This window comes from Psychroserpens sp. (genome assembly GCF_045105015.1).
Classification (GTDB): Bacteria; Bacteroidota; Bacteroidia; order Flavobacteriales; family Flavobacteriaceae; genus Psychroserpens.
Genome location: NZ_JBGCCX010000012.1, coordinates 1 through 17,294, shown reverse-complemented (window position 1 = coordinate 17,294; position 17,294 = coordinate 1). Strand labels below are relative to the sequence as shown.

Genomic DNA, 17,294 nt, shown 5'->3' with positions numbered 1-17,294 from the left:
AATAACTTTTCAAATGGAGAACTTATTGAATCATATTCTCCAGTTGACGGACAGTTAATTGGAAAAGTAAAAGCTACCACTAGAGAAGATTATGAAAGAGTAATGGATGCTGCTACTAAAGCATTTAAATCATGGAGAGATATTCCAGCTCCTCAACGAGGAGAAATCGTTCGTCAGTTTGGAAACAAATTAAGAGATTTAAAAGAACCATTAGGAAAGTTAGTGTCTTACGAAATGGGTAAATCTTTGCAAGAAGGCTATGGAGAGGTTCAAGAAATGATAGATATCTGTGATTTTGCAGTTGGATTATCAAGACAGTTAAACGGACAAACTATTCCATCTGAAAGACCAGGACATGTCATGAGAGAGCAATGGCATCCAATTGGTGTTGTTGGAATTATTTCAGCATTTAATTTCCCTGTAGCTGTTTGGGCTTGGAATTCTGCTTTAGCTTGGATTTGCGGCGATGTTTGTGTTTGGAAAGCTTCTGAAAAAGCACCTTTATGTGCAGTAGCTTGTCAGAATATTATTGCTGATATCTTGAAAGAAAACAATTTACCTGAAGGTATTTCTTGTATCATTAATGGTGATTATAAAGTTGGTGAGTTTTTAACCACAGGTGCTCGAATCCCTTTGGTTTCTGCAACAGGTTCTACAAGAATGGGACGAATTGTTGGAGCTACTGTAGCCGAACGTTTTGGTAAATCATTATTAGAATTAGGAGGAAACAATGCCATCATTATTACACCAACTGCCGATTTAAAAGTGGTGGTTCCTGGTGCTGTTTTTGGTGCCGTTGGAACATGCGGACAACGTTGTACTTCAACAAGACGTCTAATTATTCATGAATCTGTTTACGATAAAGTAAGAGACGCAATTGTTGGTGCTTACGGACAATTAACTATTGGAAACCCATTAGATGAAAATAATCATATTGGTCCGTTAATCGATAAAGATGCCGTTAATACTTATTTAGCTGCTATTGAAAAAGCAAAAACAGAAGGTGGAAATGTATTAGTTGAAGGTGGTGTTTTAGAAGGTGAAGGTTATGAAAGTGGCTGTTACGTAAAACCTGCAATTATTGAAGCTGAAAATCATTTTGAAATTGTACAGCATGAAACTTTTGCACCAGTTTTATATCTAATGAAATATTCTGGAGATGTTGAAAATGCTATCGAAAAGCAAAATGGTGTAGCTCAAGGATTGTCTTCTGCGATTATGACCAACCAAATGAAAGAAGCTGAAAAATTCTTGTCTTATGCTGGATCTGATTGTGGAATTGCAAACGTAAATATAGGAACTTCTGGAGCTGAGATTGGTGGTGCATTTGGTGGTGAAAAAGAAACTGGAGGAGGACGTGAGTCTGGATCTGATGCTTGGAAAGTATATATGCGCAGACAAACAAATACGATTAACTACTCTGATGAATTGCCATTAGCACAAGGAATTAAGTTTGATTTGTAACATTGATCAAAAACAAATAACAACTAAAACCGTTTCATTATTATGAAGCGGTTTTTTTTTACAATCAACTTTGGAATCATTTTTGAGAACGTATAATTAAACCTTTAAATACTTATAAAGTCTAATTAATATGACAATAAGGGAAATTCAACATTTGTATTGCAGAGCTGGATTTGGAATTAATCCAGAAGATATTTCACGATTATCTGACACTAGTCGATCTGATGTTGTTGAGGCATTATTTAATGAGTCAGCTGCCTTTCTTCCATTGCATATTGACACTTCCGATCTGGATCATTATAACATACAGAATATTATTAGAGATAAGCGAAAACAAGAAGCGTTTATCAAAGACAGTAAACAAAAATTAAAAGAATTTAATGTGTCATTGGTAGACCGACTTGTTTTTACAAAACAGGTTTTAAGAGAAAAAATGACTTTGTTTTGGTTAAATCATTTTGCATGTAGAGATAATAATGTTTTTCATGTACAACAATACAATAATACATTGAGAGCTCATGCTTTAGATAATTTTGGTGATTTTGTTAAAGCAATATCAAAAGAAGCAGCTATGGTCAAGTACCTTAATAACAATCAAAATCGTAAACAAAAGCCAAACGAGAATTTCGCTAGAGAATTAATGGAGTTATTTACCTTGGGTGAAGGTCATTATACCGAAGACGATATTAAAGCAAGCGCAAGAGCATTTACTGGTTATAATCATAATTTTGAAGGTGAATTTATACTCAGATTAAGACAACATGATTATAATTTTAAAACGTTTTTTGGTCATACAGGCCGTTATGATGGTGATGATATAATTGATATCATACTGGAGCAAAAACAATGTGCTCGATTTATTTGTAAAAAAATCTATAGTTATTTTGTAAATGATATTATTGATGAAGTTAACGTTGAAGAAATGACAACGATCTTCTTTAAAGATTATAGTATAGAAAATTTAATGAGATATTTATTCATGTCAGATTGGTTTTATGATGAAAGCAATATTGGATCAAAAATAAAATCTCCTATAGAGTTTTTAGTCGGAATGCGAAGAACCATTCCAATTACATTCGAAAAAACAAAAGATGTTCTTAAAATTCAAAAGCTATTAGGACAAGTCTTACTTGATCCTCCTAATGTAGCTGGATGGAAAGGTGGAAAAAGTTGGATTGATAGTAATACGATGATGCTTCGTCTTAAGTTACCATCAATAATTTTGACAAACGCAAAAATTTCAACTAAAGAAAAAGGAGGATTTATTGATTCTTATGATAAGTTCAATTCAAAAAATAAAGTAAACAGATTTGTTGAAGTCACTGTGGATTGGGATACTTTTGAGAAACGCTTTAACACAAGTTCTTTTTCAGATATAAAACAACAACTTATAGTTTCAGAAATGAGTGAAGGTACTGAAGCCTATTTAGAGATTTTGAGTAAAAATTCTAAACGTGATTATTGTGTTCAACTCATGTCACTGCCTGAATATCAAATGTGTTAATTATGGATAGAAGAGACTTTTTAAAACAATCGACATTAGCTAGTAGTTTATTCTTTGTACCAAGCTTTGTTAAAGCATTTGAAAATGTTGCAACAAGCAGTTTAGGATACAAACGATTAGTCATAATTCAATTAGCAGGAGGAAATGATGGATTAAATACAATTGTTCCATTTAATAATGATGACTATTATCGAAATAGGCCTTCTATTGCAATTCAAAAGAATAATATTATAAGAGTTAGTGACGAGTTGGGTTTTCACCCTAGTTTAGCGCCACTAAAAAATTTATATGATAAAGGTTATGTATCTATTATCAATAATGTAGGTTATCCAAACCCAAATCGTTCTCATTTTAGGTCGACAGATATTTGGCAAACTGCAGTGGATTCAGATCAATATTTACAAACAGGATGGATTGGTCGTTATTTAGACGTCTATGGCAATCAACCATATAATGCCATCCAGATCGATGATAGTTTGTCTTTAGCATTAAAAGGTCAATCGATAAATGGAATCGCAACCAAAAACCCAAAAGTCTTATTTAGAACTTCGCAAGACCCTTATTTCAAAAAAGTATTACAATATTATCAAGACGATCATTTAAGCGAGCATAATTTAGGGTATTTATACAAAACAATGATTTCTGCAGAATCATCTGCTAAATATATTTTTGAGAAACATAAAGCAGCATCTATCAAACAAGAATATCCAAATAATGAGTTTGCAAATCAATTAAAAACAATGTCAAAACTCATTAATTCTGGAATAGAAACGAAGGTGTTTTATTCTTCATTAGATGGTTTTGATACACATGTTGGACAACCAAAAAAGCAATCAAGGTTACTACAAACTTATGCTGACGGAATTGAAGCTTTTGTCTCAGATTTAAAGCAACAAGGTTCATTTAATGATACTTTAATAATTACATTTTCTGAGTTTGGCCGTCGTTTAAAACAAAATGCAGCAAACGGAACAGATCATGGCGCAGCTAGTAATGTATTTGTTATAGGTAATCATTTAAAAACACCAGGTTTATATAATGAACTAGCTAGTTTATCAAATTTAGATGATAACGGAGATTTGAAGTATACCATAGATTTTAGATCTATATACGCAACTGTGTTAGACAAGTGGCTTGCAGTAAATGATGTTACAATACTGAATAAAAAATTCTCAAAGTTAGATTTTATATAAGGTCATAAAAAACAAAAACCTCGTTTCTGTTTTCGGCAATCCGAAGGAAACAAGGTCGTTTGTAATTGATTAATAGCAAGTCAAACATCGGAAAAAAAAAGAGTGCTCAATAAAAAAACTATGAGTGGTAAAAAAAACTGTATGAATGGTATGTAAACGTTTTATCTAAGTAAAAAAAGAACTTTTCTTACAGAATACACAAAGAAAGCAAAGTCTATATAATACAAAAACCTTATTTCTTATTCGACAAGTCGATATTGAAATAAGGTTGTATGTAATTGATTAATAGCACTTCAAAAATCGGAAAAACTATAGTTCATTTGTAATAAATACTACGATTAGCAGAAAAAAATGGTTGAATGGTAATTTGGGTTTAATTTCTTCGATTAACTGTATTTTACTTTCCTTAAAATTCGTGTTACCTCTTGGTATGAATCATAAATTGAATCACTATACTTTTTTAAATAAGGTTTAGCTTCGTTTAATTTGTCTATAGCTTCATGAAATAAATTGAGGTAACAAATAAGATATGTTGCAGGTAGATTTCTTAAATCGAGCATCTCGTTTTTGTTTAGCGATACTCCTTTTTTTAATTTTTCTAATAAAGCATTATTTGAATTATAAATGTGATGTAACACTTTTTTATCAAATTGTGGAGGCTTAAATAAGAGTTTGGTATCGATATTATAATGTGCGTTGTCTTCAAAATGAATGATGGTTTCTTCCAATTCATAATATTTAAATGAATTTTGAAGTCCAAGACTTACGTATTCTATAATCTTAAATGAGCCATCACTATATGTGATAGTAACCTCATCTAAAGTTGAAAAAAATAAACGTACTTGTTCATTAATTAATTCGATATCTACTCTAGAATAATAGTCTTTGTCTTTAACCGTTTTCTTTTGTCCAGACCAACACAGTACAAAATACTCTTTAAACACTTTATATTGAGGATTAAAATCTTTTCTTTTATTTAGAAAATCGAAAACTCCATCTAATGTATATTGAATATTGTTTTGTGCATGCGATTCAATTTCAGCTACGATTTTAGAATTGACATCTTTGATTTCAATATCGAATACTTTAGGCATACTCATACTTCCATCTCTAAAAAACACAGAGCCACCATAATATTTCCAGATATTCTTTCGAAGTGAGGTGATTTTGTCAATAGGTCTAATAGTGACTAGACCAACAACTTTATTGTCGGGTAAGTGCGGAAATGGAATATTTTCATATTGAACAATAGGTGGATGAATTAAATATGCATTAATAAGATTCTGTATTTTACTATCATCAAAAAAATTGACACCAATAATTTTATTGTCCTCGTCTTCTACACCAATAACAATGTATGAGTTGTTCTTGGGATTACTATTTGATAGTGCGCAGATATGCTTTAAAAATTTTGCCTTACCTTCTTTATGTGAGATGTCAACTTTTCGTTTTTTGTCATAAAAACTGTTCTCATCATTATGAGCTAATAGGTTTTTAATTAAAAGACGTTTATTGATCATAAAATCTTAAGTCTTTTTCACAATTGTAGAACTTGCTTGTGCAGTGCAAAACATCAAGACATCTGCTATATTAACATGTGCTGGTCTTGATATTGCAAACTGAATAACTTCTGCGATATCTTCAGCTTGTAATGCTTTATAGCCTTTATAAACATTATCAGCAGCGGCATCACCTTTAAATCTCACCTTAGAAAATTCAGTTTCAACTAAACCAGGATTAATAGCAGTCACTTTTATTCCGAAAGGATTTAAATCTATTCGCATGCCTTCAGTTATTGCAAGTACAGCATGTTTACTTCCGCAATACACATTGCCTTTGGGATAGACTTCTTTTCCTGCTGACGAACCAATATTTATAATATGACCAGATTCGCGTCGAGTCATTTTAGGAATAATAGCCTTACTTACATATAATAATCCTTTTACATTAATATCCATCATAGCGTCCCAATCGTCTAGATTTCCTGTTTGAATTGGGTCTAAACCATGTGCATTTCCGGCGTTATTAATTAGAATATCTATGGTTTTAAATACTTCTGGTAAAGATGCAATAGCATTTTCAACAGCAGTTTTGTCTCTTACATCAAAATTCAGTGTATGTACTTCGGTTTCTTTACTTAGTGCTTTTTGAATGGTGTCTAAACGTTCTTGTCGTCTTCCACAAAGGATTAATTTAATGCCATGTTTAGCAAATTCATGTGCTGTGGCTCTTCCGATTCCACTTGTTGCTCCAGTTATAAGGGCAGTTTTATTCATATTAAAAGTTATTTATGGTACTTTATGACCTTGAGATGCGACCAATATTTTAAACCAATCTTCAAGTTTTAGATCAATTTTCTCAGCGTTATTGGCATCAGTAATTCGCTTTGGATTTGTTGTTCCTATAATAGGGTGAATATTAGCAGGATGTTTTAAAATCCATGCCAATAATAGTTGATCCTCAGTACAGTTATAGATGTTTATGAGTTCACCAAGTTGTTTATGGATGCGTCTGGTTTGCTCGTTGTCTTCTCTAAAAACACTGCCTAATGGAGACCAAGCCATAGCTGTAATGTTATTTAATAACATTTGATCTAACAAACCATTGTGCATTGCTGAATGTTGTGTTAGAGAAAATTCAATTTGATTTGCAGAAATCTCAGTAGTATTAGAAATTAATTCAACTTGTGAAGGTGTGAAATTTGAAACACCAAAACTTTTGATTTTACCTTGTTCTTTAAGTTTTGTAATGGCTTCAGAAACCTCATTGGGATGCATTAAAGGGCTAGGTCTGTGTAATAAAAAAAGATCTAAATAATCTGTTTTTAAATATTTTAGAGATGTTTCAGCAGACCAAATAATGTAGTCTTTATTGTAATTATAATGCTTAATAGTATTGTCTCTATTGTCACTCATATATTGAATGCCACATTTTGAGATGAGTTGAATCTCATCTCGTTTAATACCACTATTAACAAAAGCGTTTCCGAAATCAGCTTCAGTAGTATAGGCACCATAAATATCAGCATGGTCAAATGTGGTAATGGTATTTTTAAGACAATCATGCATTAATGAAATCATGTCTTTTTGTGTAAGTTGCTTTCCCCAACTTCCCCAAGTCATGGTACCTGCAATTAATCGAGAATATGTCACTTTTTTTTCAGTTTATAAGGGTTTTTCAGCAATTCATGTATAAAAATACTCAAATCCTATGTAATAAAGTATTATTGTTTTGTAATTATTAATTCACCTAAATCATGATATTTCCCCTTAAATTCAAAAGTTTATTATTTAGTGTTATTGCTTTAGTATTACTAAGTAGTTGTTCCAAAGAAGAAGATTCTGATTATATAGAAAATAGCCTAGTAAATGTTAAGCTTGTTGGAACTGAAACTCAATTAAATAGATTGAATCTAGAAATTTTAGATGTACAATTAAGAATTTTAGAGGATGAAACTAGTCCTAATGCTTGGTTGAGTTTGAATACAATTAATACTGGAATTCACGACTTAACAAATTTCACAGATAATCAATTTATTACTTTAGTTGATTTTGAACAGGTGCCAGCAGAATTTATCTACAATATAAAATTAGTGTTAGGTAATGACAATTCTGTAGTCAAAAATCATGTTGAGTATATCGTTGATATAGAATCTGAATATAATAATTCATCCGTTAATGTACTTGAAAAACAACTAGTTGAAAACAAGCTTTATGAATTCACAATAGAATTAGATATTGATGAATCTATTAAATTTCCATCTCAAAATGAAGCAGTTTTAACTCCTAAAATGAATACAATGATGCGACTTTACAACCTGTTTTAAACAGTTTATAAACTATATATATTTAAAGAGCAGTACTCATCGTACTGCTCTTTATTTTTTAACCAATTCTTAACAGCAACAGAAGAAAAATTTTAACAATTTGCGATAGTAAATAAGTTAGATATAATTATTCTTATAAAATATATAGATAATGGAAGAAACAGGAACAATCGATATTAAATCGATTAATGAGAAAATTGAAAAAGAAAGTGCTTTTGTTGATTTACTAATCCTTGAAATGAACAAGGTAATTGTAGGTCAAAAGCATATGGTTGAAAGATTACTTATTGGATTATTAGGACAAGGACATATTTTATTAGAAGGTGTGCCAGGTTTAGCAAAAACCTTAGCCATTAATACCTTATCGCAAGCTGTTGATGGTAGTTTTAGTAGAATTCAATTTACACCAGATTTATTACCTGCTGATGTTGTTGGAACCCTTATTTATAATATGAAAGAAAACGATTTTTCAATTAAGAAAGGTCCTATTTTCGCAAACTTTGTCTTAGCAGATGAAATTAATAGAGCGCCAGCTAAAGTGCAATCCGCACTGTTAGAGGCAATGCAAGAAAAACAAGTGACTATTGGAGATGAGACGTTTATTTTAGACAAACCATTTTTAGTAATGGCAACTCAAAATCCAGTTGAACAAGAAGGGACTTATCCTTTACCAGAAGCTCAAGTCGATCGTTTTATGTTGAAGACAGTTATCGACTACCCAAAGCAAGACGAAGAGCAACTTATTATGAGAGCAAATCTAAAAGGAAGTTGGGATAAGGTAAATCCTGTGGTTTCTGTAGCTCAAATTTTAAATGCTCAGAAAGCCGTTAGAGAAGTGTATATGGATGAAAAAATCGAAAAGTATATCCTCGATATCATTTTCGCTACACGTTATCCAGAAAAATATAGATTATCCGATTTAAAACCGTTGATTTCATTCGGAGCTTCTCCTCGTGGAAGTATCAACTTAGCAACTGCAGCAAAATGTTATGCATTTATAAAACGTCGTGGTTATGTAATTCCTGAAGATGTTAGAGCTATTGTTCACGATGTACTTCGTCATAGAATTGGAATTACTTATGAAGCTGAAGCTGAAAATGTCACTTCAGAAGACATTATTAATAAGATAGTTAACGAAATAGAAGTGCCATAGTAGATGCTTGACATCAGTACAAATAAGTCATTAACTATTTTGTGCTAACCATTCAATACTAAATGAGCGAAAGCAAACATAAATGGATACTAAGGAATTACTAAAAAAAGTTCGAAAAATTGAGATTAAGACAAGACGATTGTCTGATCATATTTTTGGAGGCGAATATCACTCGACTTTCAAAGGTCGTGGTATGACTTTTTCTGAAGTAAGACAGTATCAATTTGGTGACGATGTTCGTAATATTGATTGGAATGTTACAGCAAGATATAACGAGCCTTATGTGAAAGTTTTCGAAGAAGAACGAGAACTTACTATGATGCTCATGGTTGATATTTCAGGATCAAAGTTATTTGGAACTGTTGAACAATTCAAAAATGAAATTGCTACGGAAATAGCAGCAACTCTTGCGTTTTCTGCAACACAAAATAATGATAAAATTGGATTGATATTGTTTTCAGATGAAATTGAACTATATATTCCACCAAAAAAAGGACGCTCTCATGTATTACGAATAATTCGTGAGTTGATTGAATTTAATCCAAAGAGCAAAAACACTAATATTTCTGAAGCTTTAAAGTTTTTATCTAACGTGATGAAAAAGAAAGCAATTGTGTTTTTATTGAGTGATTTTATAGCAGATGACTATAAGCAAACGCTCAAAATTGCCTCAGGAAAACATGATATTACAGGCATAAGAATCTATGATAAACATGAAGAAAGTATTCCAAATTTAGGAATGGTTCAAATGCAAGATGAAGAAACAGGAGAGTTATTATTGGTCGATACCATGTCTAAAAAAATTCGAAATAACTATAATAAGTACTATCAAGAAAAAGTAAATTACTATAAAGATACGTTTACAAAATCTGGTGCAGGAACGATTGATTGCCGTGTTGATGAGAGTTATGTGAAAAAATTATTAGGCTACTTTAAAAGGCGATAATAGTATAAGTAATAATATAAAGAGTGATAACCAGAAAGTTAAGACATATGATGATATTGCAAAAGAATAAGGTTTCTATCTTTTTCACTTTTGCTTTGTGCCTAATATCTGCAACTTCATTTGCGCAAGTCACATCTTCAATAGATTCTACAAAAATAAAAATTGGTCAGCAAATTACGTTTAAAGTCGAGGTTGAAGCTGACACCACTGATTTGGTTGTTTTTCCAGAAGGCCAAACCTTTATGCCTCTAGAAATGATAGAGTCTTATAAAATAGATACAACTAAAAAAGATGCTACATATAGATTAATTAAATCGTATGGATTGACACAATTTGATTCGGGTTCATACACTATTCCGAGACAAAAAATTGTAATAGGTTCAAAAACACTGTTTACAGATTCACTTCGTGTTGAAGTTAACAATGTTGAAGTAGACACTACAGAACAAGGGCTTTATGATATTAAACCCTTCATTAAAGTTGAAAAAAACACAAATACACCATGGCTAATTATTTTATGTGTTTTATTGGCTATTGCATTGGTTGCATTTTTGTTGTATTGGTTTATTTGGAGGAAAAAACCTTTAACTGAAGAAGCTAAAATAGCACTGCTTCCACCTTACGATAGAGCAAAACTAGCCTTAAAAAAACTAGATGAAAGTACTTATTTAGACAATGCAGAATTAAAAGATTACTATTCAGAGTTAACATTCATTATTAGAAAATACTTAGATGAAAAAGTGTATGATAAGGCGCTTGAAAGTACTACAGATGAATTAATTTTTAGACTAAACCTTTTAAAAGATGCTAATCAAATTGAGTTAAGTAAAGAAGATATTAGAAATCTTGAAACGATTTTAAAACGAGCCGATTTAGTAAAATTTGCAAAGTCTGCTCCAGATGTTGAATTGGCTAAATTAGACAGAAACACCATCGATATTGAAATTGACCATGTAAAAGAAGCATTGCCAGAACCTACTGAAGAAGAAAAGCTCTTAAATCAACAATACAAAGAAGAACAGGAAAGTAAAAAGAAACGTAAAAAAGTAATTTTCACAATATTGATTTCAGTGTTTCTAATTGTTGCCACCTTTGTTGGATTTGGTTTAAAATACGGATTCACCTATGTTAAAGATTCACTTATTGGTCATGAAAGCAAAGAACTGTTAGAAGGTGATTGGGTAAGAAGTGAGTACGGAATTCCTCCAGTCACCATAAGTACACCTAAGGTTTTAAAACGCTTAGACACACCTATACCAGATCATCTAAAAGAGACTGTTGAGATCACTGCTTTTGGTTATGGAAGTGTTTTAGATTTCTTCAGTGTAATTGTGAGCACAACCAAAATCACTAATGAAGAAGATGCTGAGCCAATTGATATTAAACAAGCTCCAGAAGCAGCTATTAGACAACTTGAAGAAAAAGGCATTAAAGATATTTCGGTTAAAAGAGAACAGTTTATCACACCAAATGCAGCTGAAGGTTTAAAAACATATGGAACAGGAAGGTTTCCAATGTTTACCTCAGAAAATTTTATAGATGGTCATTACGCTGTGATTCATTTTGTTGCTGAAGGTGAAGAATTGTTACAACAGATATTAATAACATGGCAAGATGACGATGTTTATGCAGAACAAATCGTTGAGCGTATTTTGAATTCTATAGAACTTAAAAAAGCAGAAGAAGAGTAATGTTAGAAGGTATTGAGTTTTTAAATAAAGAAATGTTTTGGTTGCTATTATTGCTCCCATTTGCTGTTATTTGGCACATATTTACCAGAAAAAAGCAAACGGCAGAACTTAAAATGTCTAGCATCAAAGGTTTTAAAATCACAAAGTCTTGGCTCACAAGTTTGAGGCCAATTCTATTCGTGTTAAGACTCCTAGCTTTAGGATTATTAATCACAGCGTTGGCAAGACCAAGAACTGTAGACGTGTCTTCAAAAACAAAAACCACGAGAGGAATTGATATTGTTATGGCAATTGATGTGTCTGCAAGTATGTTAGCTAAAGATTTATTGCCTAATCGATTAGAAGCCTTGAAAAAGGTTGCAGCTCAGTTTATTCAAGGACGACCTAATGATAGAATTGGTTTAGTTGAGTACGCTGGAGAAAGTTATACAAAAACACCAATCACAAGTGATAAATCAATTGTATTACGCTCTTTAAGAGATATAAAATACAACACGATTATTGAAGGAGGAACAGCCATTGGCATGGGATTAGCAACCTCAGTAAATCGATTAAAAGATAGTAAAGCTAAAAGCAAAGTGATTATTCTGCTGACTGATGGTGTGAATAACTCTGGATTTATTGACCCTAAAATTGCAAGTGAACTAGCTGTTGAGTATGGTATTAAAACGTACACCATTGGTTTAGGTACAAACGGAATGGCTTTATCACCAATTGCTATCAAACCTAATGGTTCATTTCAATACGGAAGAGTACAAGTTGAGATTGATGAAGAATTACTTAAAGAAATTGCTGAAGTTACTGGAGGGAAATATTTTAGAGCTACCAATAATAAAAAGCTCAAAGAAATATATAGTGAGATTAATAAATTAGAAAAAACTGAAGTAGAAGAGTTCAAATTTTACAACTATGAAGAGAAATACAGACCATTAGTTATTTTGGCTGGATTACTCATTTTATTAGAGTTATTGTTGCGATATACAATTTTTAGAAGTTTTGTATAGAGAATAAGAAATATGTATCAATTAGAAGAAAAAATATGGTTTTGGGTGTTGATGGTAATTCCAGTAATTATCGTTCTTTTTGCTGTACTTCAAATCTGGAAATATAAGGCTCAAAAACGCTTTGCAAACAAGTCACTTTTAAAACGATTAAGTCCCAATCAGTCGTTGTTTAAATCTATTTTGAAAGTTGTTGTGTTATGTCTTGCATTTGCATGTTTATCAGTAGCCTTAGTAAATCCTAAAATTGGGACGAAACTAGAAACGGTTAAAAGAGAAGGTGTCGATATTGTATTTGCAGTCGATGTCTCAAAAAGTATGTTAGCCGAAGATATTGCTCCAAACCGATTAGAAAAGTCAAAACAATTAGTGACACAAATTATCAATAATTTGGCTAGTGATCGTGTAGGCATTATTGCTTATGCAGGTAAAGCTTTTCCTCAGTTGCCAATTACAACCGATTATGCTTCAGCCAAAATGTTCTTACAAAACATGAATACTGATATGTTGTCTTCTCAAGGAACAGCAATTAGTGAAGCTATTGAATTAGCTAAAACATATTTTGATAACGAAGAACAAACCAATAGAGTTCTTATTATTATTTCTGATGGTGAAGATCATACAGACATAGCAGCCAGTGTTGCAGAAGAGGCAAGTAATGAAGGTATAAGAATTTTCACTATTGGTGTTGGTGATATTAAAGGAGGACCAATTCCGATAAAAAGAAATGGAGTCGTTCTAAACTACAAAAAAGATAATAATGGAGAAACTGTTATTACTAGACTAAATGAAGATACGCTTAAGGAGATCGCAGATGAAGCTAATGGTTCTTACATTAACGGAAGCAATACAATTAAAGTCGTTGATGCGATTAGAGACATCTTAAATAAAATGGACAAAACAGAATTTGAAGCTAAAGAATTTGCAGATTTTAAAGATCAATTTCAATGGTTTTTAGGTTTCGCAATATTTTTCTTGTTCATAGATATTTTCTTTTTAGAACGAAAAACAGAATGGCTAAAGCGACTCAATCTTTTTAACGAGAATTTTTAACCTTTAAAATAGTATTATAATATTTTATAAAATCTTTAACTATAACACGTCTCACAGTTTTTTATATTGCTATTTACATAACATGAAAGTCAATACATTTACATATAAATCAAGCTATAAATCAAGATGTAAAATGAAACAATTTTTGATATTTTGTTTGGTTCTAACCTCTACTTTATCTTTTGCTCAAGATAAAGACAAAGCGAAAGCATTACAACTTCAGAAAGCTAATAACTATGTTTATGAAGGCAATGAACTTATTGATTCAAAAGATTATGTTTCTGCAGAAATGGAATACCGAAAAGCCATTTCAGAACAACCAACAAATACTGCAGGCGCCTATAACTTAGGAAATTCTTATTATGAAAAAGGCCAATATGATGAAGCACTTTATCGTCATACTCAAGCTGCTGAAAATGCAACGTCAAAAATTGAAAAACACAAAGCGTATCATAATATTGGTAACATTTTGATGCAAAATAAAATGTGTAAAGAAGCTGTTGAAGCTTTTAAAAGTGCATTGAGAAATGATCCTACAGATGATGAAACACGCTATAACTTTGCCATCGCAAAAGAGTGTGCAGAGCAACAGCAGGATAATCAAGATGAAAATGATGAGCAGGAAAAGGAAGATGAAAAAGAAGGTGATGACGAAGAGAAAGATAAAGGAGAAAACGAAGAAAAGGAAGACGAAAACGAAAATAAAGACGAAAGCGACAAAGATAAAAAAGAAGGCGATGATCAAAAGGATGATCAAGGAAAGCCTAAAGATGAAAAAGATAAAAAAGATGGCAAGGAAGGTGAAAATAAAGACCAGCAAGGCAAGCCTCAGCCAAAACAAGGACAACTATCTCCACAGCAAATAAAGAATTTGTTAGAAGCCATGAATAATCAAGAACAAAAAGTTCAAGAAAAAATTAATGCTGAAAAACAAAAAGGTGCCAAAGTAAAAACTGAAAAAGACTGGTAACTTTATTAATAAGATTTTTAAAATCTGAAATGAAACTAATTAAACACATATCGATTTTATGCGTCATACTTATGACAAGTATCGCTTCAGCTCAAATTACGTTTGAAGCAAAAGTCAGTAAGAAGAAATTAGGTATAAATGAGCGATTGCGTATTGATTTTGAAATGAATAAAGATGGCGATAATTTTACGCCTCCAACCTTTAATGGCTTTACTGTAGTTGGTGGACCCAACACATCTGTGAGTCAATCTTGGTTAAACGGAAAACGTTCTTATAAAAAAACCTATAGCTATTTTCTTGCTCCTAAAAAAAGAGGGCAAATTAAAATCACACAAGCCACTATCGAAATTGATGGTGAAGTCTATAAAACACAAGTAATAGCAGTAAATGTTACTGCAGCTGTAAAACGACCTAATGATCCTGATAATGCTGAAAATGTCGCTTCTGAAAACATTCATTTGGTGGCAGAGGTTTCTAAAACAAATCCATATTTAAATGAATCCATAACAGTCGTTTACAAATTATATGTTTCACAAAATACTGGAGTAAGCAATTGGAGAGAAATTGATAATCCGAGATTTAATGATTTTTGGAGTCAGAATATTAATATCAAAGGCTTAAAAATCCAAAATGGAAGTTATAAAGGCGATGATAATTACAGATATGTTGTCCTTAGAAAAACAGTTTTGTATCCTCAAAAAACAGGAGAATTAGAAATTGAACCCCTCAGTTTAGATGTTACTGTTGAAGTACCTACTAAGCGACGTGATATTTTTGGTGGAAGATTAATGACACAAGTTAACAAACGTGTATCTGCTGGGAGTAGAAAAATTAATGTTAAGGCTTTACCAACACAAGGCAAACCAGATAATTTTTCTGGTGCAGTTGGTGATTTTAAGTTTAATGTCATCACTTCCAAATCAGAATTGAATGCTTCCGAATCTCTTCAAGCAAGAGTTGAAGTTACAGGAAAAGGAAATTTAAAATTGTTCGAATTGCCAAAGTTGAAGTTACCCAACTCACTTGAAGTGTATGAACCAGAACATAATGAAAATGTAAACACAAATCTTTCAGGAATGAATGGCTCTATTTCAGACAGCTATACAATTGTTCCACAATACAAAGGTAAATATCCAATTCCTAGTATATCCTTTTCGTATTTTAATCCAAAAACAGATACCTATAAAACAGTATCGTCTGGAGAAATTGTAATCAATGTTCTTGAAGGCCCTGTTAATACTTCAAATTCGGATAATAATATTGCTTCAGTCAACAATGGAAAACAAGATGTAGTTATAAGTGGTGATCAATTTGCATTTGTAAAAACAGATGCTAACTTAAAACCTTTAATTTCAAATAACTTCTTTAAAAGTAAAGTGTTTTGGACGTCGCTATTATTACCTTTTTTAGCCATTCCTCTAGCATTGGTTTATCGTAAGAAAAGAGAAGAGCGTAATGCAGATGTCTTTGGAAATAGAATAAGAAAAGCCGACAGACTTGCTAAGCGATATTTGAGTGAAGCTAAAAAATCACTAGGACAAAAAGAAGCATTTTATATCGCTTTAGAGAAAGCATTACACAACTATCTTAAGGCAAAACTTCATATTGAAACCAGTGATTTCAGTAAAGAAAAAATACAAACCTTGTTAACGGAACGTCAAGTCAACTCAGAAGCAATACATGAATTTATTAATATTTTGGAGCATTGTGAATTAGCAAGATATACACCAATTACTAATGTGGAAATGAAGCAAGATTATGAAAATGCTGCTTCAACAATAGCAATTATTGATAAAGAAATAAGATAGTTTACAAACTAATGAAGCCACTAATTTATATACTAACATTCTTATTAAGCACATTCGCTTTGGCTCAAAACAATGAATTGTTTGATGAGGCTAATGCCATGTATAATGATGCAAATTACAACGAAGCTCTTGAAAAGTATAAAACAATATTAGAGTCTGGAGAGCATTCTGCAGAGTTATATTTTAATATGGCTAATGCACATTATAAACTTAATCATATAGCGCCAAGTATTTATTTTTATGAAAAAGCATTACTGCTGAAGCCAAATGATAAAGACATTAAAAACAATATAGCCTTTGCAAGAAATATGACTGTTGATGCTATAGATTCAGTACCTGAAGTTGGTATTTCTAAGCTCATAAAAAATGTAACTAACATTATGAGTTTCGATAGTTGGGCTAAGGTGTCTGTTAGTTTAGTTATACTTTTCGTTATATTGTTTGTCTCTTATTATTTTACTTATTCTACAGCTAAGAAGCGATTAACTTTTGTGTCTGGAACTCTATCTTTAATGTTAGCAGTAGTTGCTTTAGGTTTTGCATTTCATAAATTTAATTTGGTTAGTGATAATCAACCAGCAATTGTGTTTGCTCAAGAAACTAAGATTAAAAGTGAGCCAAATTTAAGAAGCTCAGAAGCATTTGTACTTCATGAAGGTACTAAAGTTCAAGTTTTAGACACAGT

The 17,294-nt window shown here is 31.7% G+C and carries 15 protein-coding genes; 12 read left to right on the top strand and 3 right to left on the bottom strand.

All coding sequences use genetic code 11. The features are described from left to right. From AB8B90_RS00875 to AB8B90_RS00865, 3 genes are all read left to right on the top strand, one after another. The coding region (locus tag AB8B90_RS00875) for an aldehyde dehydrogenase family protein (RefSeq protein WP_405332726.1) at positions 1-1,464 on the top strand (1,464 nt) is incomplete at its 5' end. A 130-nt stretch (positions 1,465-1,594) separates the two neighbouring features. After that, positions 1,595-2,968, top strand: coding sequence for a DUF1800 family protein (locus AB8B90_RS00870; RefSeq protein ID WP_405332723.1), 1,374 nt, complete (start codon positions 1,595-1,597; stop codon positions 2,966-2,968). 2 nt (positions 2,969-2,970) lie between these two features. Further along, positions 2,971-4,161, top strand: a complete 1,191-nt coding sequence (locus AB8B90_RS00865) for a DUF1501 domain-containing protein (RefSeq protein ID WP_405332720.1) — start codon at positions 2,971-2,973, stop codon at positions 4,159-4,161. A gap of 386 nt (positions 4,162-4,547) precedes the next feature. Here AB8B90_RS00865 and AB8B90_RS00860 read toward each other — a convergent pair whose 3' ends face one another. Genes AB8B90_RS00860 through AB8B90_RS00850 form a run of 3 tightly spaced genes read right to left on the bottom strand, consistent with a single transcriptional unit; the run spans position 4,548 to position 7,313 of the window. Then, positions 4,548-5,681: an ATP-binding protein gene (locus AB8B90_RS00860; protein ID WP_405332717.1), complete on the bottom strand. Its 1,134-nt coding sequence runs from the start codon at positions 5,679-5,681 to the stop codon at positions 4,548-4,550. Between the two features lie 6 nt (positions 5,682-5,687). Beyond that, positions 5,688-6,437: an SDR family NAD(P)-dependent oxidoreductase gene (locus tag AB8B90_RS00855; RefSeq protein ID WP_405332714.1), complete on the bottom strand. Its 750-nt coding sequence runs from the start codon at positions 6,435-6,437 to the stop codon at positions 5,688-5,690. A 12-nt stretch (positions 6,438-6,449) separates the two neighbouring features. Continuing rightward, a complete protein-coding gene (locus AB8B90_RS00850; protein ID WP_405332711.1) occupies positions 6,450-7,313 on the bottom strand; it encodes an aldo/keto reductase family oxidoreductase in 864 nt (287 codons plus the stop codon). A gap of 104 nt (positions 7,314-7,417) precedes the next feature. On the opposite strand from AB8B90_RS00850, the gene AB8B90_RS00845 reads away from it, so the two are divergent. The 9 genes from AB8B90_RS00845 to AB8B90_RS00805 all read left to right on the top strand — a co-directional run. Beyond that, positions 7,418-7,987 (top strand): DUF4382 domain-containing protein, encoded by a 570-nt coding sequence (locus AB8B90_RS00845; protein ID WP_405332708.1) that lies wholly within the window; start codon positions 7,418-7,420, stop codon positions 7,985-7,987. A 151-nt stretch (positions 7,988-8,138) separates the two neighbouring features. Continuing rightward, positions 8,139-9,140 carry an AAA family ATPase gene (locus tag AB8B90_RS00840; protein ID WP_405332705.1) on the top strand — a complete coding sequence of 334 codons (1,002 nt, stop codon included), beginning with the start codon at positions 8,139-8,141 and terminating at the stop codon, positions 9,138-9,140. 82 nt (positions 9,141-9,222) lie between these two features. Then, positions 9,223-10,086, top strand: a complete 864-nt coding sequence (locus tag AB8B90_RS00835; protein ID WP_405332702.1) for a DUF58 domain-containing protein — start codon at positions 9,223-9,225, stop codon at positions 10,084-10,086. A 47-nt stretch (positions 10,087-10,133) separates the two neighbouring features. Then, positions 10,134-11,777 carry a BatD family protein gene (locus AB8B90_RS00830; protein WP_405332700.1) on the top strand — a complete coding sequence of 548 codons (1,644 nt, stop codon included), beginning with the start codon at positions 10,134-10,136 and terminating at the stop codon, positions 11,775-11,777. Continuing rightward, entirely contained in the window at positions 11,777-12,781 is a 1,005-nt protein-coding gene (locus AB8B90_RS00825; RefSeq protein WP_405332697.1) for a vWA domain-containing protein, read from the top strand. The genes AB8B90_RS00830 and AB8B90_RS00825 overlap by 1 nt, the downstream gene beginning before the upstream one ends. A gap of 12 nt (positions 12,782-12,793) precedes the next feature. Then, entirely contained in the window at positions 12,794-13,831 is a 1,038-nt protein-coding gene (locus tag AB8B90_RS00820) for a vWA domain-containing protein (RefSeq protein ID WP_405332694.1), read from the top strand. Positions 13,832-13,964: 133 nt separating this feature from the next. Then, on the top strand, positions 13,965-14,801 hold the full coding sequence (locus AB8B90_RS00815; RefSeq protein WP_405332692.1) for a tetratricopeptide repeat protein: 837 nt from the start codon (positions 13,965-13,967) through the stop codon (positions 14,799-14,801). A gap of 29 nt (positions 14,802-14,830) precedes the next feature. Next, positions 14,831-16,609 (top strand): BatD family protein, encoded by a 1,779-nt coding sequence (locus AB8B90_RS00810; protein WP_405332689.1) that lies wholly within the window; start codon positions 14,831-14,833, stop codon positions 16,607-16,609. Between the two features lie 11 nt (positions 16,610-16,620). Beyond that, a partial coding sequence (locus AB8B90_RS00805) for a tetratricopeptide repeat protein (protein ID WP_405332686.1) occupies positions 16,621-17,294 on the top strand: 674 nt, incomplete at its 3' end.